This is a genomic window from Leclercia sp. W6, assembly GCF_003336345.1.
Taxonomy (GTDB): domain Bacteria; phylum Pseudomonadota; class Gammaproteobacteria; order Enterobacterales; family Enterobacteriaceae; genus Enterobacter.
The window spans coordinates 1,544,818-1,568,261 of sequence record NZ_CP031104.1 but is presented as its reverse complement, the minus strand read 5'-3'; the positions used below and the strand labels follow the sequence as shown (position 1 = coordinate 1,568,261).

At 58.1% G+C, this 23,444-nt stretch carries 19 protein-coding genes and 1 pseudogene; 6 read left to right on the top strand and 14 right to left on the bottom strand.

The annotated features are described in order from the left end of the window. Positions 1-44: 44 nt before the first annotated feature. A complete protein-coding gene (locus DVA43_RS07625) occupies positions 45-1,217 on the bottom strand; it encodes a MalY/PatB family protein (protein ID WP_114315164.1) in 1,173 nt (390 codons plus the stop codon). Positions 1,218-1,264: 47 nt separating this feature from the next. Beyond that, positions 1,265-2,857 carry a maltose/glucose-specific PTS transporter subunit IIBC gene (gene malX, locus DVA43_RS07620; protein ID WP_114315163.1) on the bottom strand — a complete coding sequence of 531 codons (1,593 nt, stop codon included), beginning with the start codon at positions 2,855-2,857 and terminating at the stop codon, positions 1,265-1,267. 178 nt (positions 2,858-3,035) lie between these two features. Here malX and DVA43_RS07615 point away from each other — a divergent pair, with 178 nt between their 5' ends. Beyond that, the gene (locus tag DVA43_RS07615; RefSeq protein ID WP_103824546.1) at positions 3,036-4,064 is read left to right on the top strand and encodes a Mal regulon transcriptional regulator MalI; all 1,029 of its coding nucleotides are present in this window, start codon (positions 3,036-3,038) and stop codon (positions 4,062-4,064) included. Between the two features lie 2 nt (positions 4,065-4,066). Here the strand turns inward: DVA43_RS07615 and DVA43_RS07610 are convergent, their stop codons facing one another. Continuing rightward, a complete protein-coding gene (locus DVA43_RS07610; protein WP_114315162.1) occupies positions 4,067-4,963 on the bottom strand; it encodes a LysR family transcriptional regulator in 897 nt (298 codons plus the stop codon). A gap of 117 nt (positions 4,964-5,080) precedes the next feature. Between DVA43_RS07610 and DVA43_RS07605 the strand changes: the two genes are divergently transcribed. Both DVA43_RS07605 and DVA43_RS07600 read left to right on the top strand, forming a co-directional pair. Next, the gene (locus DVA43_RS07605; RefSeq protein ID WP_246842288.1) at positions 5,081-6,052 is read left to right on the top strand and encodes an MBL fold metallo-hydrolase; all 972 of its coding nucleotides are present in this window, start codon (positions 5,081-5,083) and stop codon (positions 6,050-6,052) included. A gap of 15 nt (positions 6,053-6,067) precedes the next feature. After that, positions 6,068-6,922, top strand: a complete 855-nt coding sequence (locus DVA43_RS07600; RefSeq protein WP_114315160.1) for an alpha/beta fold hydrolase — start codon at positions 6,068-6,070, stop codon at positions 6,920-6,922. Between the two features lie 39 nt (positions 6,923-6,961). On the opposite strand, the gene DVA43_RS07595 is transcribed toward DVA43_RS07600, so the two are convergent. Both DVA43_RS07595 and manA read right to left on the bottom strand, forming a co-directional pair. Then, positions 6,962-8,515, bottom strand: coding sequence for a YdgA family protein (locus DVA43_RS07595; RefSeq protein WP_114315159.1), 1,554 nt, complete (start codon positions 8,513-8,515; stop codon positions 6,962-6,964). Between the two features lie 98 nt (positions 8,516-8,613). Further along, complete coding sequence (gene manA, locus DVA43_RS07590) at positions 8,614-9,789, bottom strand: mannose-6-phosphate isomerase (RefSeq protein ID WP_114315158.1); 1,176 nt, start codon at positions 9,787-9,789, stop codon at positions 8,614-8,616. A 199-nt stretch (positions 9,790-9,988) separates the two neighbouring features. Here manA and fumA point away from each other — a divergent pair, with 199 nt between their 5' ends. Together fumA and fumC are read left to right on the top strand one after the other, a co-directional pair. Beyond that, positions 9,989-11,635, top strand: coding sequence for a class I fumarate hydratase FumA (gene fumA / locus DVA43_RS07585; protein ID WP_103179401.1), 1,647 nt, complete (start codon positions 9,989-9,991; stop codon positions 11,633-11,635). Positions 11,636-11,780: 145 nt separating this feature from the next. Beyond that, positions 11,781-13,175, top strand: coding sequence for a class II fumarate hydratase (gene fumC / locus DVA43_RS07580; RefSeq protein WP_114315157.1), 1,395 nt, complete (start codon positions 11,781-11,783; stop codon positions 13,173-13,175). On the opposite strand, the gene tus is transcribed toward fumC, so the two are convergent. From tus to rstA, 6 genes and pseudogenes are all read right to left on the bottom strand, one after another. Continuing rightward, complete coding sequence (gene tus, locus DVA43_RS07575) at positions 13,176-14,105, bottom strand: DNA replication terminus site-binding protein (protein ID WP_114315156.1); 930 nt, start codon at positions 14,103-14,105, stop codon at positions 13,176-13,178. 73 nt (positions 14,106-14,178) lie between these two features. Next, positions 14,179-15,477 (bottom strand): two-component system sensor histidine kinase RstB, encoded by a 1,299-nt coding sequence (rstB, locus tag DVA43_RS07570; protein ID WP_114315155.1) that lies wholly within the window; start codon positions 15,475-15,477, stop codon positions 14,179-14,181. Positions 15,478-15,556: 79 nt separating this feature from the next. Beyond that, positions 15,557-16,327, bottom strand: coding sequence for an ABC transporter ATP-binding protein (locus DVA43_RS07565; RefSeq protein ID WP_114315154.1), 771 nt, complete (start codon positions 16,325-16,327; stop codon positions 15,557-15,559). Next, complete coding sequence (locus DVA43_RS07560) at positions 16,324-17,367, bottom strand: iron ABC transporter permease (protein WP_246842310.1); 1,044 nt, start codon at positions 17,365-17,367, stop codon at positions 16,324-16,326. The genes DVA43_RS07565 and DVA43_RS07560 overlap by 4 nt, the downstream gene beginning before the upstream one ends. Positions 17,368-17,372: 5 nt before the next feature. Next, positions 17,373-18,403: pseudogene (locus DVA43_RS07555) on the bottom strand (ABC transporter substrate-binding protein). An 88-nt stretch (positions 18,404-18,491) separates the two neighbouring features. Next, positions 18,492-19,208: a two-component system response regulator RstA gene (gene rstA, locus DVA43_RS07550; RefSeq protein WP_114315152.1), complete on the bottom strand. Its 717-nt coding sequence runs from the start codon at positions 19,206-19,208 to the stop codon at positions 18,492-18,494. A gap of 128 nt (positions 19,209-19,336) precedes the next feature. On the opposite strand from rstA, the gene DVA43_RS07545 reads away from it, so the two are divergent. Then, positions 19,337-19,672: a GlpM family protein gene (locus tag DVA43_RS07545; RefSeq protein ID WP_103179408.1), complete on the top strand. Its 336-nt coding sequence runs from the start codon at positions 19,337-19,339 to the stop codon at positions 19,670-19,672. On the opposite strand, the gene folM is transcribed toward DVA43_RS07545, so the two are convergent. From folM to ydgH, 3 genes are all read right to left on the bottom strand, one after another. After that, entirely contained in the window at positions 19,669-20,391 is a 723-nt protein-coding gene (gene folM / locus DVA43_RS07540; RefSeq protein WP_103179409.1) for a dihydromonapterin reductase, read from the bottom strand. The genes DVA43_RS07545 and folM overlap by 4 nt on opposite strands. Positions 20,392-20,430: 39 nt before the next feature. Then, a complete protein-coding gene (locus DVA43_RS07535; RefSeq protein ID WP_114315151.1) occupies positions 20,431-21,813 on the bottom strand; it encodes an amino acid permease in 1,383 nt (460 codons plus the stop codon). A 187-nt stretch (positions 21,814-22,000) separates the two neighbouring features. Then, positions 22,001-22,954 carry a DUF1471 family protein YdgH gene (gene ydgH, locus DVA43_RS07530; RefSeq protein ID WP_114315150.1) on the bottom strand — a complete coding sequence of 318 codons (954 nt, stop codon included), beginning with the start codon at positions 22,952-22,954 and terminating at the stop codon, positions 22,001-22,003. Positions 22,955-23,444: the final 490 nt, after the last annotated feature.

Below are 23,444 nucleotides of genomic sequence, written 5' to 3'. Positions count from 1 at the left end.
CAAAAAGCTAATTGCGCAAAATAAATATCCGTTGCGCAATGCTATTACCGCAGGGCGTGAATCCCGGCAATCAGTCGTTCCACCCCTTGCTCCAGTTTACTGTGCGGGCAACCGGCATTGAGGCGGATAAAGCCGTTACCCTCTTCGCCATAGGTATATCCTGGCATAATCGCTACTTTTTGTTGCTCAATCAGCACGTTTTGCAGCTTTCGGTCGTCGATATTTAGCGGTCGCAGATCGATCCACGCCAGATAGGTCGCCTCTGGTGGCTGCCAGTTTAACGCGGGAAAGGCACCATTGAGCCTGTCGGCTACATAGTGCAAGTTGGCCTCCAGATAATTGCGCAGCGCATCCAGCCAGGCTTCACCCTGTTGGTAGGCGGCAATATGCGCTACCAGGGCAAGCACCGACGGCGAAGAGAGGCCGTCGCGCCCCTTTAGCGCCTGCAAATAGTCCATGCGGCTGGCTTCATCACCGATCAAACCGTATGCGCCGGTAAGGGTAGGAATATTAAAGCTCTTGGAGCCGGAGGTGAGAAGCGCCCATTTTCCCTGCGCCACTTCGCACCAGGGGATATGCTGATGGTTGCCCCATACCATATCCATATGAATTTCATCGCTTAACACCGCCACGCCGTGACGCGCACAGAGTTCAGCCATGGTCGCTAACTCGTTCTGGGTCCAGACCTTGCCGGTCGGGTTGTGCGGGCTACAGAGCAGCAGGATCTTGTTCTGCGGCTGTGCCAATATCGCTTCCAGTTCGGCCATATCGCACTGCCAGCCCGCCGCCGAGTGTTGCAGGCCGACGGAAACTACCTGACGGTCATTACCGGCAATGGCATTGTAGAACGCGTCGTAGGCCGGGGTGTGGATCACCACCCCGTCGCCTGCCTTGGACCACTGACGAATCAGCTCTGAGACCATATAGATCACCGAGGGGCCATAGACGATGGCGCTGGTATCGATGGAACTGTTAAAGCGCTGCCGGAACCAGTGCGCTACCGCCCCAAGGAATTCGTCGTTTTTCCAGCGGCTGTAGCCAAACACTCCGTGGCTGATGCGCGTTTGCAGGGCCTCGATGATGCAGGGCGCCGTGGCAAAATCCATGTCCGAGATGGTAAACGGCAGCAGATCGGCGGCGCCGAAGCGGTCAGCAACATAGTCCCATTGAGTACACCAGGTGCCGTGACGATCCACGACGGTGGAAAAATCAAACATAACGTCTCCTTAAAAGAGAACCCCCTCCTGGGGAGGGGGCTGGGGCATCAGGCTTCTACTGTTCGCATCAGGGTCGCCAGCTCATCTTTCACTGACTGTACCTGCGGGCCGATCACCACCTGCAAATTGTGCTGGTTGAGCTGAACCACGCCGATGGCGCGATTGGCCTTCAGGGCGTTGGTATCCACTTTGGACATATCCGCCACCGACAGGCGCAGACGGGTAATGCAGTTATCGAGAGAGGTGATGTTATCCGCACCGCCCAGCGCCGCCAGGATCGCTGGCGTATTGTAGCCGGATTTGCCGGTCACGCCCGCCACCGCCTGCTCCACGCTCGCCGCGCTCTCAATATCGCGTCCCGGCGTTTTCAGGTTAAAGCGGGTGATGGCGAAGCGGAAGATCCCGTAGTAGACCGCAAACCAGATCGCGGCCACCACCGGCACCAGATACCACTTGGTCGACAGGCCGTGCAGGATGCCGAACACCACAAAATCAATCACGTTGCCGTCGGTATTACCGATGGTGACACCCAGCACCGCCATGAGGGTAAAACCCAGGCCGGTCAGCACGGCGTGAATGAGATACAGCACCGGTGCCACGAACAGGAACAGGAACTCGATCGGTTCGGTGGTGCCGCCCACCACGCAGGCGATAACGCCGGAGATCAGCAGGCCTTTAATTTTATGACGGTTTTCCGGACGGGCGCAGTGGTACATCGCCAGCGCCGCACCCGGCAGGCCGCCGAGGAAGGCTGGCATTTTCCCCTGGGAGAGGAAGCGGGTCGCGCTCTCCGAGAAGCCGTGGGTGGTCGGGCAGCTTAACTGCGCCTGGAAGATGGTCAGCGCGCCGCTCACGGAGTGGCCGCAGACATCCATGGTGCCACCGGCTTCGGTGAAGCGGATCAGCGCCACCAGGATGTGTTGTAAGCCGAAAGGCAGCAGCAGACGCTCACCGGTACCGAAGATCATCGGACCAAAATCACCGGCGCTGTTGATAATACGGCCAATACCGGTAATGCCCATGGCAAATACTGGCCAAATCAGCGGAATGATCAGACCAAACAGGCCCATCACCACCAGGGTTACAATCGGCACAAAACGGGTGCCGCCGAAGAAGGCCAGCGCATCCGGCAGGCGGATATTGTGAAAACGTTCATGCAGCATCCAGATGATCACACCCGCGATCACGGCCCCGAGGATGCCGGTATCAATCGACTGAATACCAATTACACTCTGAATGTTGTTGGCTTTCAGCACCGCCGCGTCGGTGGTGGGCAGGATGCCCTTCGCAGTCAGCCAGAAGTTAACCGCCAGGTTCATCACCGCGTAGCCCACAAACCCGGCAAAGGCCGCCACGCCTTTGTTTTCGCGGGCCAGCCCCAGCGGGATGGCGATACAGAACATCACCGGCAGGAAGCTAAAGGCAAAGGAGCCGACCTTGCTCATCCAGATAAAGATCGCCTGCAGCACGGGGTTGCCGAGGAACGGGATCAGGGTGATAACATCGTGGCTGCTGAGCGAACTGCCGATACCCAGCATGATCCCACAGAAGGAGAGCAGAGCCACGGGCAGCATAAAGGTTTTACCCAGTTGCTGGAAAAACTCCCACAGCGAGATTTTTTGTGCTGCTTTCGCCGTCATGAAACGACTCCTTTATTGTTAAAATAGATTTACCTGCCTCAGTGCTGCGAGAAGATAAAACGTTTTATCAAAGTTTAGTGCGCGCTAAATCACATTCTCAGGCTTTGGCAGAGGGTATAAAGATAACGTATTGATAAAACGTTTTACCGATCTCATTATCAGGGAGACACCCCCACACATGGCTGTAGCGAAAAAAATTACCATTAACGACGTCGCGCTGGCGGCGGGTGTCTCCGTGAGCACGGTTTCACTGGTTCTGAGCGGGAAAGGGCGCATCTCCCCTGCGACGGGGCAGCGCGTCAACGAGGCGGTTGAGCAACTGGGATTTGTGCGTAACCGCCAGGCCTCGGCGCTGCGGGGTGGGCAAAGCGGGGTGATTGGCCTGATCGTCCGCGACCTGACCTCGCCGTTCTATGCCGAACTGACGGCGGGCCTGACGGAGGCGCTGGAAGCCCAGGGGCGGATGGTCTTTTTACTGCATGGCGGCCGGGAGGCGGATCAGCTGCTCCAGCGCCTCGATATGCTGCTGACGCAGGGGGTGGATGGGGTGATTGTTGCCGGGGCCTCCGGGGTAAGCAATGAACTGTGCGAGCGCGCGGCAGCCAAAGGGGTTCCGCTGGTGTTTGCCTCCCGCGCCAGCTATCTGGACGAAGCGGATACCCTGCGCCCGGACAACATGCAGGCGGCACAAATGCTGACCGAACATCTTATTCGCCGCGGCCATCAACGGATTGCCTGGCTGGGCGGTAAAAGCTCGTCGCTGACGCGCGCCGAACGGGTGGGCGGCTACTGCGCGACGCTGATCAAATATGGCCTGCCTTTCCACAGCGAGTGGGTGGTGGAGTGTGAATCCCGCCACAAGCAGGCGGCAGAGGCGATCGGCAACTTGCTGCGCGCCAGCCCCACTATCAGCGCCGTGATTTGCTATAACGATGTTATCGCCATGGGCGCCTGGTTCGGCTTAATCCGTGCCGGGCGCCAGAGCGGGGAAGGCGGGGTCGAAACCTTCTTTGGTCATCAGGTGGCGCTGGGCGCCTTTGCGGATGTGTCAGAGAACGCACTGGACGATCTGCCGATTGTCTGGGCCACCACCCCGGCGCGGGAAATGGGCTACACGCTGGCCGACCGTATTATGCAGCGGATCGATAAAGCCGACGTGCAGGCGGGGCATCAGATTGTATCGGCCCGCCTGGTGACGGTGAAATAACTTTACCCATGCGGCGTGAGCGGGTTACGCGCCAGCCGCGCCTCCAGTGCCTCGACAAACTTGCGCACCTTAAGCGGAATCAACCGCGACGTCGGGTAGACGGCCCAGACGGCCAGCGCTTCCGGCCTGGCATCCTCCAGCGCGATCCGCTTCACCAGGCCCTGCACAAAGGCGGGCTCGAGGTACCAGCGGGACAGGTTGGCAATGCCCATGCCGCCCAGGCACGCCTCAAAGATCGCCTCGATAGAATTCGCCGAAAACCGCCCCGATACTTTCTGTTTGCTTCGCTGTCCCCCCTGGTCGAACGCCCAGTGGGTGGTGTCAGTGGTGGTTAAGCAGCTGTGCGCCGCAAGATCGCTGAGCGTTTTCGGATAGCCATGCTCCGCCAGATACGCTGCGCTGGCGCAGAGGTCACGGGGGTTATCACAGAGGCGATGCGCCACCAGACGGTTGTCCCGCAGCGGGGCGATACGTAACGCCACGTCTATTCCTCTGCCGACAATATCAACCTGCTCATCGGTAGCGAGCAGATCGACCTGCAGGGCGGGATGCTGGCGCATAAAGTCGGGCAGCATCGGGGCGATGATTTTACGGCCAAACGCCGCCGAGGCGGTAATGCGAAGCCGCCCGGAAAGGGAGGCGCCATCAGGAAAGAGGTCGGCCAGGGCATTGGACTTATCTTCCAGCAGCGCCTGGGCATGGGGTAAAAAGACCTCGCCGTCGCTGGTGGGTGAAAGGGAGCGTGTGGTGCGATGCACCAGCCGTACGCCCAGCTCCGCTTCCAGATTATTCAGGCATCGCGAGGCCGCCATGGCGCTCATTGAGAGCCGCCGGGCGGCACCCGCCAGGCTTCCCGCTTTTATCGCTTCAACGAACACTTCCACATCGTCCAGTCTCATTATCTCGCATCCCGTTATACTGGCCTATCAAATTACACATCTACACTAATTGTCGTTATAGCGCCATAGTCACTCCACATCCTGATAAACAGTGAATTCGGAGTAAAGATGAAAAAGATGACAACGGTTCTAGCGCTCAGCGGCCTGATTTTGGCGGGCTCCGTCTGGGCAGACGCTCCCGCACAGGTGCGCCAGCAGGTGCCGGGTTATTACCGCCTGGCGGTGGGGCAATATGAGGTGACGGCGCTTTTCGATGGCTACAACGATCTCTCGCCGTCGCTGTTAAAAGGGCTCTCAGCCGACAAAATTCGCGACCTGCTGGCGCAGCATAAGATTGATGCCGAGCGCATGCCCACCTCCTTTAACGTCTTTCTGGTGAATACAGGAAAACATCTGGTGATGATAGACAGCGGGGCGGGCCACTGCGTGCCGCAAACCGCAGGGCAATTGATTCCCAACATGCAAGCCTCCGGATATCGTCCTGAGCAGGTTGATACCATCTTCCTGACCCACCTCCACCTTGACCACGTCTGCGGCCTGAGCGACGCCTCAGGTAAGGCGCTGTTCCCGAATGCCACCGTCTGGGTGCCGCAGGCGGAAGCTGACTACTGGCTGGATCCGGCGAAAGAGGCCAGCGCCCCCGCCAATGCAAAAGAGTATTTCGCTATCGCCCAACACGCCCTGGCCTCCTATAAAGCGGCGGGACGCCTGAAAACCTTCGTGCCGCCCGCCTCGCCGATCCCTGAAGTCCAGACGGCTTACGCACCCGGCCATACGCCCGGCAGCACGGTGTATCGTTTTGCCTCTGAGGGGAAAGGTATCAACTTTATCGGCGACCTGATTCACGCCCCTGCGGTGCAGTTCCCGCACCCGGAAGTATCGATTCGCTTTGACGTGGATGCGAAAAAAGCCACCTCATCACGTGGGCAGGAGTTCAACGCTCTGGCAAAAGATGGCGAATGGATGGCGGCAGCGCACCTGGCGTTCCCGGGCATCGGGCACATTACCGCCGACGCTCAGGGTTACAGCTGGAACCCGGCGATTTACGGCCCGTATCAACGTGCGGCCGACGTGCCACTGCTGAAATAAGACGAGGAGATCAGAATGAAAAGCTACACCGTAACAGCTAATGGCATCCGTCAGTTTGTGGTTGAAGAGGGGGAAGGCGCACCGGTGATCCTGCTCCACGGCTTCCCGGAAACGAACTACGCCTGGCGCTATCAGATCCCGGTTCTGTCTAAGCATTACCGGGTGATTGCTCCGGACTTGCGCGGGTACGGAGAAACGGATAAACCGGCCTCCGGCTACGATAAACGCACTATGGCGCGTGATATCCGCGAGCTGATGCGCGTCCTCGGCCTGAAGAAAGTGGTGCTGGTGGGGCACGACCGCGGCGCGCGTGTCGCCACCCGCTTTGCGAAAGATTATCCGGAGCTGGTGGATCGCCTGGTGGTGATGGATAACGTGCCCACGCGTATTGTGGCGCGCGATCTGAATGCCTCCATCGCCCGGGCGTACTGGTTCTTTCTGTTCCACCTGGTGCCCGATCTGCCGGAAGCCCTGATTGCCGGTCGGGAGCATATCTGGCTACGCCACTTCTTCTCGGACTGGACTTACGATCCTTCCACCATCATCGGCGAGGCGTTTGATACCTACGTCCGGGCCTATCAGGCACCCGGTGCCGTGCGGGGGGCGATGGCCGATTATCGCGCCAACGCGGATGATGTGGCGCAGGATCTGGCGGACGCAGAGGTTAAAATTGCCTGCCCGGTGATGTCGCTGTGGGGTAATGATTTTCACGCCGTGGGTAAGCTGTTTGATATGCAGAGCGTCTGGGCGGAAATGGCGGACGATCTGAGGGCGTATGGTATTGAAGAGTGCGGGCATCTGCCGCAGGAAGAGCAACCGGAGAAAGTGAACGCTCTGCTGATGGACTTCCTGACCGGCTGGAAAGGATGACTGGCAATAAAAAACCCCTCCGCAGAGGGGTTTTGCTGTTTACTGCTGAGGAACCGCAGGCGCTGGCGGAGCAGCCGGTGCTGGCGGAGCCGCAGGTTCATCCGGTACCGCCAGGTTCAGGGCCGGTACGCCAAACATGCCGACAAATTCCTCCAGCGGCATCTTCTGGCCATTCAGGGTCACCTGACCATTGCTGTACTGCAGGCTGGTGCCGATCACGTTATCTTCCACGGTGGTGATGCGGAACATCTGTCCCATCGCCGCCAGGCCTTTCACCTGCTGGCTGGCCAGCTTGCCGGCGTCATCTTCGTTATAGCCTTCCAGCTTCGCAATCTGGGTCATGAACTCGGTCGCCATGTCCATCGGGATGGTCAGCTTGCTCTCCAGCGATTTCACGCTGCGATCCACTTCCTGCGCCAGGGTCTGCGCTTCACCGGTGGCGGTGGCGGGATCCTTCATGAACAACGACAGGTTGAAGTTGGTTTCGCCTTTGCTGTTTTTCCAGCTCAGCGGCGCGATAGTCACCACCGGCTCGCCTTTGAGCAGGATCGGCAGATTACCGAAGAAGGCTTCCGCCGCTTTCTGCTGATAGAGCGCCGGATTGTTGGTCATCAGCTCTTTATCCGCCAGCAAGGCCTGGCTTTGAGCGCGATATTGCTGGCTGAACTGGTGCCATGCCTGACCGTCAATATTGCCGATCTTCAGGGTCAGCTTGCCGGTACCCAGATCCTGATTCTGCACTTTCAGGCTCTTCAGGTTGTAATCCAGCTGGCTATTGATGCTCTTGCCATCTTTAGACAGATCCGCGGTGGCTTTCAGATCTGTGCCTTCCAGCACCGCCATCTCTTTGCCTTCAATGGCGATAGCCATTTTATCGAGGGTCAGTTTCTGATCGCCGATGCGCTCGTCAAAACTGGTCAGACGGCTGTTGCCATCAATGCTCAGGTTATTAAAGGTCAGCTGGACTTTCTGATCGTACTCGTTCACCGCGTTGACCCGGCCGCTTGCCGCTTCACCTTTGAGCGAGACGTTTTTGCCGTCGCGATCGGCATCAAGCTGGAAGTTACCGCCGCTAAAGGCCACCTGCTCGTCGCCATTTTCATAATTCAGGGCTTTCAGGGCGATATCGGAACGGGTATCACCGGCATAGCTGATGCGCGTATTGACCTCAAAAGGCGACTCATTCTTCGCCAGATCGAACAGCGGCTTTGAGGCTTCGTTATTGACCAGCGTCGATTTGACCGAGGCCATGGAGGGGATGAGGTTGAAGGATTTCAGCTGGGCCAGCGGGAACGGACCGTGGTCGACATCTTCGTTCAGCACGAGGCTCTGTCCCGGTTGCAGCCACGGATTTGTGATTCCTGCTACCGGCTTAACGACCATCTGCAGATGGCTGCTCAACACGCCGCGCTGATAATCCTGATAGCTCAGCTCCAGCCCGGCTTCCGGCGCGGTACGCTTAAGTTCACTGTTCGCCTGGGCCACCATCTCACCCAGACGGCTCTCCAGCTGTTTCCCGGTGTACCAGGCCGCGCCCGTCCAGACCAGCCCTAATGCAACAATAACGCCTGCAGCTATAACCGATTTTTTCATCGTGATTATCCATAAAATGAAACCGAGCGGTGAAAACCGCCCGGTGAGGTCATAAGGTTAGCAATAGCTTAGCAAAAATTGTTAAAAAATTCAGCAGGTCACTGGAGCTTGTTGAATACCCGCGCCAGACGCCCAACGCCGCTGACGCTAACCGGGGAATCATTCGCGGCAATAAAGGCCGACTCACCAGGCTTCAGCACCAGGCGCTCCTCGCCCTTGCTCAGCACCGCTTCACCCTCAACGCAGAAGAGAATAGCCGCGCTCTGCTGGGCAATCCGGGTCTCTTCGCTGCTGAGATCGTGCAAGGAAAACGCAAAGTCTTCCACCGGGATGGGGAAGTCCAGCTCTGCGCCGTTTTTAACCGGCTGGGTGAGCAGTTCAGCTGCCGGTTTCGCGACGAATTTGACGTTGGCCACCAGTTCAGGGATGTCGATGTATTTCGGCGTCAGCCCCGCACGAAGTACGTTATCGGAGTTAGCCATTACCTCCAGCGCCACCCCTTGCAGGTAGGCATGCGGCGTTTCGGCAAACAGGAACATCGCTTCGCCCGGCTCCAGTTTCACCACGTTCAGCAGCAGTGGAGAGAAGAGGCCGCTGTCGTCCGGGTAAAATTCCGAAATCACGCGGATGGTCTCCCACGGCTCACCCTGCTGGCTGTTCAGGGCCGCTTTCAGCACCGCCAGCGCACGGGATTTTTCTTCGCCCTGCATATTAAGCAGGCTGGCGAAGAGGTGGCTCAGGCGATCGGCGTCCGGTTTTTCGAGGAAGTGGGCAATGGCGCTGTGCGCCCCGGCAACCGGCTGCAGCAGGGAAACGATCTCGGAGAACTCGCGGAAGGCGTTCATCGCCAGGAACGGCGTCAGGGCAAAGACCAGTTCCGGTTTGTGGTTCGGATCTTTATAGTTACGCTCGGCGGCGTTCAGCGGAATGCCTGCCGCGTTCTCTTTCGCAAAACCCGCTTCGGAGGCCTGCTTGTTCGGGTGAACCTGAATGGAGAGCGGCTGATCGGCGCAAAGTACCTTGAAGAGGAAAGGGAGTTCGCCAAAGCGTTCGGCGACGGCGCTGCCCAACAGCGTGGCTTTATCACCCTCGATAACGTCACGCAGGGAGCGTTCGCCATGGGCATCGGTAATTTTTGAGCTGCTCTTCGGGTGTGCCCCCATCCACAACTCTGCCATCGGCAGGTTGTCCGGGTTGGCGATACCGTAGAGATCCGTTAACGCAGTTTTACTTCCCCAGGCGTAGTTCTGCACTGAGTTGATGAGTTTTTGCATTATCAAGCCCTGTTTCATATGTGGAATTATCTGCCCGTATTAAAGCAATAAACCGTGCGGATGTAACCTGCGCGCGGAAAAAGTCGTACTAGTCTCAGTTTTTGTTAAAAAATTGTGTAGGATAGGCTGACTCGCTTTTAAGCAGGGCAGCGGAACATCTGCTCTAAATAAACAGACCGAAGCAGTAAGTGAGAGATCAATGTCGAATAAACCCTTCCATTACCAGGATCCTTTCCCGCTGGCCAAGGATCAGACCGAATATTACCTGTTAACCCGCGACCACGTTTCTGTCTCTGAGTTTGAAGGCCAGGAGATCCTGAAAGTTGACCCGCAGGCCCTGACCTTACTGGCGCAACAGGCGTTCCACGATGCCTCGTTCATGCTTCGCCCGGCGCATCAGCAGCAGGTGGCCGACATCCTCAGCGACCCGCAGGCCAGCGAAAACGACAAGTACGTCGCCCTGCAGTTCCTGCGTAACTCCGATATCGCGGCGAAAGGCATTCTGCCGACCTGCCAGGATACCGGCACCGCCATCATCATGGGCAAAAAAGGCCAGCGCGTCTGGACCGGTGGCGGCGACGAAGCGGCCCTGGCGCACGGCGTGTATAACACCTATATCGAAGACAACCTGCGCTATTCACAAAACGCCCCGCTGGATATGTATAAAGAGGTCAATACCGGCACCAACCTGCCGGCGCAAATCGACCTCTACAGCGTGGATGGCGACGAATACAAATTCCTCTGCATCGCCAAAGGCGGCGGTTCAGCGAACAAAACCTATCTCTATCAGGAGACCAAAGCGCTGCTCACGCCGGGCAAGCTGAAAAACTACCTGGTGGAGAAGATGCGTACTCTCGGCACCGCCGCCTGTCCGCCGTACCACATCGCCTTTGTGATCGGTGGCACCTCGGCGGAAAGCACCCTGAAAACCGTCAAGCTGGCCTCGACCAAATACTACGACAATCTGCCGACCGAAGGTAACGAGCACGGTCAGGCGTTCCGCGACGTTCAGCTTGAGCAGGAACTGCTGGTGGAAGCCCAGAACCTCGGCCTTGGCGCCCAGTTTGGCGGCAAATATTTCGCTCACGATATCCGCGTGATCCGCCTGCCGCGCCACGGCGCATCCTGCCCGGTGGGGATGGGCGTCTCCTGTTCGGCGGACCGCAACATTAAAGCGAAGATCAACCGCGACGGCATCTGGATCGAGAAACTGGAGAATAACCCAGGTAAGTACATTCCGGAAGCGCTGCGCAAAGCGGGCGAGGGTGAGGCGGTACGCGTCGACCTGAACCGTCCGATGAGTGAGATCCTGGCCCAGCTCTCTCAGTACCCGGTCTCCACCCGTCTGTCGCTGAACGGCACCATTATCGTGGGCCGCGATATCGCCCACGCGAAGCTGAAAGAGCGTCTGGATAATGGCGAAGGGCTGCCGCAGTACATTAAAGATCATCCGATCTACTACGCGGGCCCGGCCAAAACCCCGACCGGCTATGCCTCCGGCTCCTTAGGGCCAACCACCGCCGGGCGTATGGACTCCTACGTCGATCAGCTCCAGGCCAACGGCGGCAGCATGATCATGCTGGCGAAGGGCAACCGCAGCCAGCAGGTGACGGACGCCTGCCACAAGCACGGCGGCTTCTACCTCGGCAGCATCGGCGGCCCGGCCGCGGTACTGGCGCAGGGCAGCATCAAGAGCCTCGAGTGCGTGGAGTATCCGGAGCTGGGGATGGAAGCGATCTGGAAAATTGAAGTGGAAGACTTCCCGGCGTTTATCCTCGTGGATGACAAAGGCAACGACTTCTTCAAACAGATCCAGTCCTCCCAGTGTTCGGCCTGTGTGAAGTAGTTTGTGAACCTGCCGGGTGGCGCAGCGCCACCCGGCAAAGCCGGGCAAAAAGAGCGCACAAAGCGCCATACCCTTTTTCTTATCTCATCAATACTTGTTTCTTTGAGCTGTGAGCAATCCACTTCAGTGTTATCAAGGAGAAAGTATGACCACCTCACGCAGTGAGAAAGATTCGATGGGTGCCATCGACGTTCCTGAAGACAAACTCTGGGGCGCACAAACCCAGCGTTCGCTGGAACATTTCCGTATCTCCACTGAAAAGATGCCGGTCTCGTTGATCCAGGCCCTGGCGCTGACCAAACGCGCCGCGGCGAAGGTCAACCAGGATTTAGGCCTGCTCTCCGGGGAGAAAGCTAATGCGATCATCACCGCCGCCGATGAGGTGCTGGCGGGGAAACATCCCGATGAGTTCCCCCTCGCCATCTGGCAGACCGGCTCCGGTACCCAGAGCAATATGAACATGAATGAGGTGCTGGCGAACCGCGGCAGCGAACTGCTCGGCGGGGTGCGCGGCATGGAACGTAAGATCCACCCCAACGACGACGTCAACAAAAGCCAGAGCTCCAACGATGTCTTCCCGACGGCGATGCATGTGGCGGCGCTGATCGCCCTGCGCGAACAGCTTATCCCGCAGCTGAACGTGCTGAAGCAGACCCTCAATGACAAAGCCCAGGCTTTCGCCGATATCGTCAAAATTGGCCGTACCCATCTGCAGGATGCCACGCCCCTGACCCTTGGCCAGGAGATCTCTGGCTGGGTGGCGATGCTCGATCACAACCTGCGCCATATCGACCACAGCCTGCCACACCTGGCGGAGCTGGCGCTGGGTGGCACCGCAGTGGGCACCGGCCTCAACACCCATCCGGAATACGCGGTACGGGTGGCTGAAGAGCTGGCAAACATCACCGGGCAGCCGTTTGTCACGGCGCCGAATAAGTTCGAGGCGCTGGCGACCTGTGATGCCCTGGTGCATGCCCACGGGGCGCTGAAAGGGCTGGCGGCCTCGCTAATGAAAATCGCCAACGACGTGCGCTGGCTGGCTTCCGGGCCGCGCTGCGGCATCGGCGAAATCAGCATCCCGGAGAACGAGCCGGGCAGCTCCATTATGCCGGGTAAAGTCAACCCGACCCAGTGCGAAGCCATGACCATGCTCTGCTGTCAGGTGATGGGCAATGACGTGGCGGTGAACATGGGCGGGGCCTCGGGCAACTTTGAGCTGAACGTCTACCGTCCGATGGTGATCCATAACTTCCTCCAGTCGGTGCGTCTGCTGGCGGACGGGATGGAGAGCTTTAACGAGCACTGCGCGGTAGGCATTGAGCCGAATCGCGAGCGCATCTGCCAGCTGCTCAACGAGTCGTTAATGTTGGTGACGGCGCTCAATACCCATATCGGCTATGACAAGGCGGCGGAAATCGCCAAAAAAGCGCACAAGGAGGGGCTGACCCTGAAAGCCTCCGCCCTGGCGCTGGGGTATCTCACCGAGGCCGAGTTCGACAGCTGGGTCCGCCCGGAAGAGATGGTCGGCAGCCTGAAATAGTTACTCCGCCACGTACAGGTGCAGCCGCGGGATAATTAAGCGCAGCGGCTGTGCCTGCGGCTTATAACGGTGCTGAACGTTGTCGGCATCGTAATTGAGCAGTTCACCAATATCCGGGATCACTGCCCCCTGATCGGCGTCGTAAAGGGCGAGCAGCGGCGTCGGGCAGGCGTATTGCACCTGCTTTTGCTGCCCGGCATACCAGACGCGGGCGATTGGCTGCACTTTTACCGGCCGCTTGATCTTCAGCCGCGCCTGTGCAGGCAGAGAGTGAATGGCGGTATATTCTGCCTCCAGCCGCTCCACCCACTGATCCCGCGACCAGGGCGCTACGGCGCGCGGCGACTTGAGGCTTTTCTCCAGCATCGCCAGCACCTCATCGCGGGTGAAATTTTTGATGATGTGCTTATTGGCCCAGCCGAAGCGCAGGGTGGCGGGGTGGTTGATCACCGTTAACGTGCGATAGGCGTTGAGGGTAATCAAACCCGGCAACTGGTGATGCACCCACTCAAAGCGGGCGGCGGGGGCCAGGCCTGACTCCTCGGTGACGATTTTTTCAAACTCCGCTTTTAAGGCATTAATAGTCGCAATGCGGTCGGTGAGTTGTTCCCGATGCGCGGCGTCGCTCTGCAGGCAGATCACCCCCGGCAGGCGCACGGCGGCCTTGCTACTGCGATTCTCGGATTGCTGCTGGATAAAGAGATGACGATAGTGTTGCAGCGCCATCGTCAGCGCCTCCTGGCCGAGGTGCTGCTTCACCGTAATGGCGTTGAGCGGATCGTGCTCGGCGCCTTTGGCGACGTCCGGCAGGGAGAAGACGCGTCCGGCTAGCAGGCGACAGGCCTGTAGCTCAGGGGTTAACTGCGCCAGCTCGTGCTCCATCTGGCGAAAGGTTGTATTTAAGCGTTCGATAAGATCGTAAGTTGCCATAGCGCACCACATTAGTTACAACATACTTAGGTTATAGCACAGCACGCCGGGTCAGGCCAGCGTGCGGTTTAGGTCAGTCAGGGATGGGCAGGGCGATATGATGCCAGACGGGCCAGTTGAAGCAGAAACGGGCGCCGCCGAGGTCGCTGGCTTCGCAGCTGACGTCGCCCCCCAGCGCCTGGGCGATAGAGTGGACGATCGCCAGCCCCAGGCCGCAGCCGCCGGTGGCGCGGTCCCGGCTCGGGTCGAGTCGGACAAAAGGCTCAAATACCCGCTGGCGGGCCTCTGGCGCAATGCCCGGACCATCATCTTCCACCGACAAACTGGCGCGGCTGCCGTTCAGCGTCAATGCGATCCGCAGTTGGTTATCGCTGTAGCGCAAGGCGTTGTTGACCAGGTTATCCAGTACCCGCTCCATCAAACGCATATCCAGCGCGCCGTAATCACCCTCCACGCTGCTGATCAGCAACGTGCGCTGCGGGTTGACGCTCTGCACATCCTCCACGTAGCTGCGCAGCCATGCGGGCAGGTCCGGGGTGGTCAGCTTAAGTTCGTTCTGTGGACGGTCGAAGCGGGCGTAGGTCAGCAGCTCTTCTATCAGCGCCTCGAGCTGGCTGATATCGCGATTCAGCGCCTGCGACTCTGTTTCGGTCAGGTTTTCACTCATCTCCAGCCGGTAGCGCAACCGTACCAGGGGAGTGCGCAGCTCGTGGGCGATACCGTCGATCAGCTGTTTTTTGCTGGCGATCAGGGCGTTGATATTGTCAGCCATCTGGTTAAAGGCCACCCCCAGCCGCTCAAAGCTGGAGCCGCTGTCGAAGTGGATCCGTTCGGTCAGATGCCCGTCGCCAAAACGCTGGGCGGCGGCCTCGAGGCGCAGCATGTCCTGCCAGTGGGGGCGCATCCAGATAAACACCGGGAAGGCCAGCGAAATGGCGATAAAGGCCAGCAGGGCGATATCCAGCAGGCGCATCTGATGCAGGAAGTAGAGATAGGGCACAGGGCCGACCGCCAGGACGTAATGGCTACGTGGAATACGCTGAATAAAGGTGTACTGATCGTCCAGCGCCACGATATCGCCTTCGCGAAGCCGCTGCATGGTCGGGGCATCCAGGGTGTATTTCTTCAGCGGCTCAATGCGCAGTTTGAATGACAGGTTCAGATCCAGCTCTTTGATGGTGCGAGCCCAGTCGTGAGGGGGGATCTCACGCAGTTCGCTGCGCATCAGATAGAGCGAGCTTTTCATCAAATCATCCAGCGACTGTCTGCCCGCCCGCTCGGCGGTGAACTTATAGACCAGCCCAACCAGCATGGTCATCACCAGAAAGCAGACGAACAGCAGGAGGTAAAACTGCACAAACAGTTTTTTCATGAAATATCACCCAGCTACAACGCGTTAAAGAGGCTGCCCGAACGTAAGATTGACTCGCTAAGAACGGGCATCGCCTACTTTACGCAATGGGCTGCCGCATGGCATAGCGAATGTTGAAGGTTTTGCCTTGTTTCATGACGTCCGCTTGCACATGCCAGGCGTCTTCAATCAGAGCAGGGGTCAGCACCGCATCAGGCGGGCCGCTGGCTATCACGCTGCCGGATTTCAGCAGGACCAGCCGGTGGCAGTAGTTGGCGGCGAGATTCAAATCGTGCAGGGCCACCACCACCGTAATCGGTAGCTGCGTAATCAGCGTCATCAGCTCCAGCTGATACTCGATATCCAGATGGTTGGTCGGCTCATCGAGGATAAGCAGCCGTGGCTGCTGGGCCAGAGCGCGGGCGATCTGGCAGCGCTGTCGCTCTCCGCCGGAAAGCTGCCGCCACAGCCGGTGACGCAGCCCGGCAAGTTTCATCAGGCGGATAGCGTGCTCAACCGCCTGGTCATCCTTTTCACTCCAGCCAAAAAGCCCCCTGCGGTGCGGCGTGCGCCCCAGCCGGACAATCTGCTCCACGCAGAGATCGCCATCCACTCCGGCATGCTGGGGAACAAAGGCCAGCTGTTTGGCCCGATCTCTCACGGAGATTTTATTGAGCGGGGTGCCGTTCAGCTGAATATGGTGCGCATGACGGGGGAGTAACCCGGCCAGACAGCGCAGCAGGGTCGACTTTCCCGAGCCGTTCGGGCCTAACAGGCCGACAATTTCACCCGCCTCCAGTTGCAGACTGATGTTGTTCAGCACCTGGCGGGACTGGAAGGTGACCTGCAATCCGCTTAATGAAAGGGTCATACGTTTTTCTCCCGGCTGCGATAGAGCAGAACCACAAAGGCAGGCGCGCCGACTAACGCGGTGACCACGCCAATGGGCAGGACCTGATGGGTGATGAGCGTGCGGGAAACCACATCGGCGAGGATCATGAAATGACTCCCGACCAGGAAGGTCAGGGGGATTGAGCGGCGATGCCCGGGGCCGCACAGCATCCGGGTAACGTGCGGGATCACCAGCCCGACAAACCCCACCGCGCCAATGATACTGACCATTACCGCCGTCACCAGCGCGCAGGTGAGCAGCAGGATAATGCGCACCAGGGTGACCGGCACGCCGAGGGTAGTGGAGACCTCATCGCCAAAGGTGAAGGTATCCAGCGCTCGCGAAAAGGCGAAGATCACCATAAATCCGGCCAGCACGACCGCCAGAGCCAGAATGGCATCCGGCCAGCGAACCCCGCTCAGGCTGCCCAGCAGCCAGAACATCACGCTGCGGGACTGCTCGGCATTGGCGGAGGTGCTGACAATGTAGGCGGTCAGGGCGTTAAAGAGCTGCGTCCCGGCGATGCCCGCCAGCAATATCCGTGGCGGGCTGTCGGTCATGCCGTGGGTGATAAGCATGATAAGCCCGAACGCGCAGCAGGCGCCGATAAAGGCACCACCGCTGATGCCCAGCGTGCTGCCGCCAATCCCCAGCAACATCACACAGACGGCCCCCAGCGACGCACCGGAGGAGATCCCCAGCAGATAGGGCTCCGCCAGCGGGTTTCGCAGGATGGCCTGCATTACCAGGCCGCAAAGCGCCAGCCCCCCTCCGCTGGAGGCGGCCATCAGGGCCCGGCTCATGCGGTACTGCCAGACAATGCCTTCCTCAACCCGGGGCAGCACATAGCTACCCAGACCCAGACCGTTGAGAATGGCTTTACCTGCGTTCGCATACGACACCGGCATATCCCCGACGGTGGCAGCGAAAACCAGCATCAACGGCAGCGTCACTATCCCGACGGCCATCAGGCTATGCTGCCGCCAGCGCGGCAGTGTAAAGGGGGCGCGGAGAGTCATGATACTCATTGCTCAGCCCGGAACGTTGCCAGTTTTTCGCCGATCGCCTCAACGGCATCGACATTACGCAGGGAGGGGTTGAGTGACATTGCAGGTACCACCACGATCTGCCCCTTTTTCACGGCGGGGATGTTTCGGGTCACCGGATCGTCGTTTAAAAAGGCCTTTTTAACCGCCACATCATCCGCAGGGTAGAGACGGCGGGACATCTCAGCGATGACGATCACGTCAGGCTGCGCCTGGGCGATATGCTCCCAGGTTACGGCAGGCCATTCGTCATGGGAATCAATGATGTTTTTCAGCCCAAGCGTGTTGCTGATCCAGCCCGGCGCGCCGTAATCGCCAGCCACCCAGGGATCGCCTTTCAGACGGCTGCTGGAGAACCAGAACACCACTTTCAGGGGACGAGTCTGTTGCGCGGCAGCACGGGCCTGTGCCTGCTGAATACGCTGTTTCAGCGCCTCGTTAAGCGCCTTACCCTGCGGCTGAACGTCGAAAATGGTCGCCAGTTCATCGATTTCGCGTTCGATTTCGGCGATGGAAAACGGTGCGCTCCGCGCCCCGTCGCCGTTCGAGCTGTCGGTGACGCTTTTGCCGATGCAGTCGGCAGGGGAGATCCAGGTCGGGATGCCCAGTGTGGCGAACTGTTCCCGGGTGCCCGTTTCCCCCTGCGGCCCGATATGCCAGTGATACTGGGCCAGCACCAGATCAGGACGCTCCGCGGTGACCGCTTCAAAGGAAGGGGCGTTATCCGCCAGCTTTTTCAGCCCGTTACCCTGTTTTGCCAGCGCATCGGGCAGGGGGCCAAACCAGACTGAGGTTGCGCTGATCTTCTTTTCGAGCCCCAGCGCCAGCAGTAATTCCGTCTCGTGTTGCCCCACCGTCACCACCCGTTGCGGGGCCTGAGTAAAGGTCTCCTTGACCCCGCAGTTCTCTACCGTCAGCGGATAAACCGTGGCGGCGAATAGCGGCTGCACGAATAAAGTAAGGACAAAAGCCAGCGCCCTGTTTTGATTAAACACGTTCTCACCCTCATAAATGTTATGTTATAACATAATACATATTATGCAGGCAGGCGCAAAAGGTTAATCATCAGGAGTAAAAATGGGCGGCTGTCGCCCCTGCTATACGTCCCAGGCGTGGGGCGCGAAAAGGTAGCCTTTGTTACGCACGGTTTTAATGCGGAACGGCTCGGTAGCGTTATCCAGCAGCTTCTTGCGCAGGCGGGAGATGGCCACGTCCACGCTGCGGTCCAGGCCATCGTAGCTGACGCCGCGCAGGTTTTTCAGCAGCGCGTCCCGATCCATAATCTGTCCGGCATGGGTTGCCAGCTCCCACAGCAGATCGAAATCTGCCGTCGACAGCGCCACCTGCTCGCCGGAAAGCAGTACCTGACGATTAACCGGATCGATGGAGAGTGTGCCAAAACGCAGCGCCTTGTGTGGGGTGAGCTGCGGGGCCGGGGTGTCGCTGGATGCAGCAACGTGCTGGCGCAGATGCAGGCGCACGCGCGCCAGGAGTACAGCCGGTGGGGTGGTTTTCAGGATGTAGTCGTTTGCCCCCATCTCCAGGGACAAAATGTGGTTCATGTCGCTGTCGAGGGAAGTAAGCAGCACAATCGGCCCGTTCCAGCGGGCGCGCAGATCCCGGCACAGGGTCATGCCATCTTTACCCGGTAGCATAATATCCAGCAGCACCAGATCGGGTTTTTCTCGCGCCACCACCTCTTCTGCGTGGTCGCCGCGCGGTTCGACGATGACCTCAATATCATGTTTACCCAGATAAGCGGCGATCAACTGACCGACTTCGGGTTCATCCTCAACGTATACGATCTTGTTCATAGCAAGGCTGTGTCTGCGGAAAACGCCAACATACACCGCGCAACCTTAACCTTCCATTAATCATTCGCAAAATGTTGCCGTTCCGTTATGCTGCCCGACATTGTTATTGTCTTGTTAAGGGGAGAAGGATGGGGCTGGTAATAAAAGCGGCGTTAGGTGCGCTGGTGGTGTTACTGATTGGGGTACTGGCGAAAAGCAAAAATTATTACATTGCCGGATTGATTCCGCTGTTTCCCACTTTTGCCCTCATTGCCCACTATATCGTCGCTTCGGAGCGGGGTATTGAGGCGCTGCGGGCGACCATCGTGTTTGGCATGTGGTCGATTATTCCCTATTTTCTCTATCTGCTTTCGCTCTGGTACTTCACCGGCATGATGCGTTTGCCCCTGGCGCTGGGCGGGGCGGTACTCTGCTGGAGCCTCAGCGCCTGGGTGTTAATTTTCTGCTGGAGCCGCTTTCACTAACGTAAAGGACGTCCGCCATCCACGCCAAAGGATCGGCCCGTGACGTAGCAGCTGGTCAGAATATAGTCGATCAAATCAATCACCTCTTTTTCTCCCGGGGCGATTTTCATCAGGGACTTATTCAGCGCCTTCTGGCGATAGTCGGCATCGTCATGTTCGTTAAACATGATCAGCGACGGCGCGATGGCGTTGACTTTCACCTCCGGGGCCAGCTTGCGGGCAAACGAGCGGGTCATGTTATCCAGCGCGGCTTTGCTGGCGGCGTAAGCAATGTGCTTATCGCTGCCGCGCTCAACCACGTAGTCGGTAAAGTGGATGATGTCGCTGGCGGCATGGCCGTGGCCGCGCAACAACCCCTGCAGGGCGTGGTTGAGCAGGTAAGGGGCATGGACGTGGATTTGCAACATGCAGGAGAGCGTGTCGCTGAGCGAGTGCTCCGGGGATTCCGCCATCCATGCGCTGGCATTATGGATGATGGCGCGTAAGCCGGTGGTTTCCGCTTTTACCTGGTCGGCAAAGGCCAGAATGCCCTCGTCAGAGGAAAAATCCGCCTGAATACAGGTTGCACCCGCCTCGCACAGGGTCTCAATCGCCGGGTATTTTGTGCGATAGCTGACAATGACAGGCTGGTGAAGATTCAAGAAATGGTGGGCAAGCGCGAGGCCGATACGACGACCTCCGCCAGTAATCAGGATCGGGAGCGGTTTTGCCTGTCCCATCGTGTTCTCCTTATCCGTTCGACGATGGGACGCGGTTGCTTATCCCATCAACATCCACGTTGCCGGTAGTGCGGCAACCAGTAATAAGCCAATCAGCACGATTTCACGGCGCTTCAGCGCGTGCTGGAGCTGGTGCGTGCGACGGGCATAAATAAACACCAGCAGTCCCGGCGCATAGAGCACGACGGAGAGCAGCAGATGCATCGGTCCGGAGGCATACAGCAGCCATAAGCCGTAAATACAGGCGCCCATCCCCACGACGGTATGCATCGGTCGGGTAGCTATTTTTAACAAATATGCGCCCACCAGGAAATAGGGTACCAGAATCATCTCGGAGGCGATGGTTAACAACGTGTTATAGTCTGAACCTGTGAGCCAGATCAGCACCAGACAGATCTGCACGCTGATGTTGGTCAACCACAGCGACGCGGACGGCGCATTGTTTTTGTTCTGTTGCGCGAACAGACGCGGGAAAGCTTTATGGGTTGCGGCCAGGAACGGCACTTCGGCCGCCATAATGGTCCAGCTCAGATAGGCGCCGCATACGGAGACGATCAGACCGGCGGCAATCACCACCTCGCCCCAGGAACCCATCATTTTCACCATCAGGCCCGCCATCGAGGGGTTACGCATTTCCGCCAGTTCCGGACGCGCCACCACGCCCAGGGAGAGCAGGGTGACCAGCAGATAGACCCCTAATGCGGCCAGTACGGCCAGCAGCGTGGCGCGGCCAACATCGTGCTTATTACGCGCTCTGGCCGAGACAACCACCGCGCCTTCCACCCCGATAAAGACCCACAGGGTGATCAGCATGGTGTTTTTCACCTGCTCCCAGACCGGGACACCCAGCGCCACGCCGGAAAAGTCCATGCTGAAGAGATCGAGACGAAACGCAATAAATGCCAGCACGATGAAGAGCCCCAGCGGCACCAGCTTCGCAAGTGTTGCGACCAGGTTGATACTGGCCGCGGTCTGGACGCCGCGCAGTACCAGGAAATGCACGACCCACAGCAGCACCGAGGAGCCGACAATGGATTGCCAGGTATTGCCATCGCCAAACAGGCGCAGTTCAGGGGAGTCGGTAAAGAAACTGAGCGCAGAGAAGACGATCACCAGATAAGAGACGTTGGCGATCACCGCGCACAGCCAATAGCCCCAGGCGGAACAGAAACCCACCAGCTCACCAAAGCCTTCACGGGCGTAGGTAAAAATACCGCCGTCGAGGTCGGGACGAATGCGCGTCAGCAGCAGCATGGCAAAGGCCAGCAGCAGGATCCCGATGCCGGTGATCCCCCAGCCGATAAGCAGCGCAGACGGGCTGGCGACGGCCGCCATATTCTGCGGCAGACTGAATACACCTGCACCGAGCATGGAGCTTAAAACAAGCGCAGTCAAAGCGCTCAGGCCAAGTTTCTTTTCCATTGGCATCCTGTTTAAAAAGGGGTCGGTTCCAGAATAATTATTTCGTCGAAGCGCATAAAAATGGTGAATAACGCTAAGGCGCGGGATTTTACGGAGTGTTACGAGCGCATGCAATGAGGAAGGGCTGAATTGTGGCGGTAAAGCGAAAAAAAAGGCGGCATAACGCCGCCTGAGTGAACCCGGGTACTTATTTGTACAGGTCAGCGCTGATGGTCATGTTATTACCGCGCTCCTGCCACTGGCGGGTGATGTGGTAATACTTGGCCCCTTTCTTCGCCGCACGCTTCGCCACCTGGTAAGAAATTTCGGTCATGTTGCCGTAGTTACCGGTGAACTTGATGCTGTCGAACGGAATCATTTGCGCGGCAGTGGCGTTGTTCAGCTCTTCAATTTTGGTGCCGTCATTGAGCGTAACGCTGTAGCGACCACCTTTGGTGGTCTGGGTTTCGAAGAAACGGCCCACACCGGCAACGGAAGCGCCTGGTGCAGCGCTGGTCGCCACGCCCGGGATTTCCACTTTCTTCGCTTCTTCGCCGCCTTTGGCAATGGCTGCGCGGCCAGCATCAGAGTCAGCCGGGATGGCATCCGGACTCTGCAGGACACGTTTTTTCGCGTCTTTTTTATAGATGTAAGCAGTGATGCGCTGGTTGCCGCCCTGGTTAGCATCGATCTGGCGAACGATGTAGTAGGCGTCAGCCCCTTTCGCTTTTGCGGCTTTGGTGATGGCGTCGTTCACTTCCGGCTGGCTGCGGTAGAAGCCCTGAATGGTGACAGTATCATAAGGCTCAAGCAGAACGGCCTGATCTTTCGGCAGCTCCATCACGCCGTTAATCACACGGTTTTTCACCTCATCCGCTTTCGGGGCATCGGCTTTATAGAGTGCAACGGTGACGCGCTGGTTGCCGCTGCTGCCGTATTCGGAGTTATCCACGACGTAGAATGCGGCGGCGCCCTCTTTATCGGCACGTTTGGAGGCGGCATTAACTGCATCGCCAATTGCGTTAAAACGACCTACGATCGTAACGTGATCGTAAGGTTTCGTTGCAGCCGCTTGCTCCGGCGTTAACTCTGTCGCGGCATTGGCAGACAGAGCGGTCGCAGCAAGGAGTGCGGACGCCAGGAGAGTGTTCTTAAGCTTCATAAAAATAATCCTTCGCCTTACGCAAACCAGGTACTGGTGTAGTTGTTAATTTGAAAACGTTGACGATTATTGCATTTAACACCCTCTGCTGTCTGCGCCATTTTTTACAGCGCGCAGCAGGGGGGCGATCAATTTCCATAACCTTTAGAGATATGTTGAAAAAATACCCGTTTGACCACTAAAACTAATAAAGCATATAACTTTCACAAGTTGATTTAATGTTAATAAGTTGTTTCTAGCTGGCGCTATATCGTGTTTTTACCGCTTCGACTGAGCTAAACATCGGCCCTGGCGACGAAATAAAGGTAGATATGCCTGTCAGAGATGCAGATCACTTATTTTTGACAGTTAAAGGCATAAAAAGTGTTTTCTTGCTGTGGATCACAGGCGGTATTTTCAGTAGGTTATAGAAAGTTTGTTACTGTTTTATTTTCTGCGGATAGTCGTGAGCGGCAGGTTAACGCCTGTTGCTGTCGTTATATATCCGTGA

Coding starts and splice junctions, on each gene's coding strand:
- DVA43_RS07625 (WP_114315164.1), bottom strand. CDS start 1,217: ATGTTTGATTTTTCCACCGTCGTGGATCGTCACGGCACCTGGTGTACT.
- malX (WP_114315163.1), bottom strand. CDS start 2,857: ATGACGGCGAAAGCAGCACAAAAAATCTCGCTGTGGGAGTTTTTCCAG.
- DVA43_RS07615 (WP_103824546.1), top strand. CDS start 3,036: ATGGCTGTAGCGAAAAAAATTACCATTAACGACGTCGCGCTGGCGGCG.
- DVA43_RS07610 (WP_114315162.1), bottom strand. CDS start 4,963: ATGAGACTGGACGATGTGGAAGTGTTCGTTGAAGCGATAAAAGCGGGA.
- DVA43_RS07605 (WP_246842288.1), top strand. CDS start 5,081: ATGACAACGGTTCTAGCGCTCAGCGGCCTGATTTTGGCGGGCTCCGTC.
- DVA43_RS07600 (WP_114315160.1), top strand. CDS start 6,068: ATGAAAAGCTACACCGTAACAGCTAATGGCATCCGTCAGTTTGTGGTT.
- DVA43_RS07595 (WP_114315159.1), bottom strand. CDS start 8,515: ATGAAAAAATCGGTTATAGCTGCAGGCGTTATTGTTGCATTAGGGCTG.
- manA (WP_114315158.1), bottom strand. CDS start 9,789: ATGCAAAAACTCATCAACTCAGTGCAGAACTACGCCTGGGGAAGTAAA.
- fumA (WP_103179401.1), top strand. CDS start 9,989: ATGTCGAATAAACCCTTCCATTACCAGGATCCTTTCCCGCTGGCCAAG.
- fumC (WP_114315157.1), top strand. CDS start 11,781: ATGACCACCTCACGCAGTGAGAAAGATTCGATGGGTGCCATCGACGTT.
- tus (WP_114315156.1), bottom strand. CDS start 14,105: ATGGCAACTTACGATCTTATCGAACGCTTAAATACAACCTTTCGCCAG.
- rstB (WP_114315155.1), bottom strand. CDS start 15,477: ATGAAAAAACTGTTTGTGCAGTTTTACCTCCTGCTGTTCGTCTGCTTT.
- DVA43_RS07565 (WP_114315154.1), bottom strand. CDS start 16,327: ATGACCCTTTCATTAAGCGGATTGCAGGTCACCTTCCAGTCCCGCCAG.
- DVA43_RS07560 (WP_246842310.1), bottom strand. CDS start 17,367: ATGACTCTCCGCGCCCCCTTTACACTGCCGCGCTGGCGGCAGCATAGC.
- rstA (WP_114315152.1), bottom strand. CDS start 19,208: ATGAACAAGATCGTATACGTTGAGGATGAACCCGAAGTCGGTCAGTTG.
- DVA43_RS07545 (WP_103179408.1), top strand. CDS start 19,337: ATGGGGCTGGTAATAAAAGCGGCGTTAGGTGCGCTGGTGGTGTTACTG.
- folM (WP_103179409.1), bottom strand. CDS start 20,391: ATGGGACAGGCAAAACCGCTCCCGATCCTGATTACTGGCGGAGGTCGT.
- DVA43_RS07535 (WP_114315151.1), bottom strand. CDS start 21,813: ATGGAAAAGAAACTTGGCCTGAGCGCTTTGACTGCGCTTGTTTTAAGC.
- ydgH (WP_114315150.1), bottom strand. CDS start 22,954: ATGAAGCTTAAGAACACTCTCCTGGCGTCCGCACTCCTTGCTGCGACC.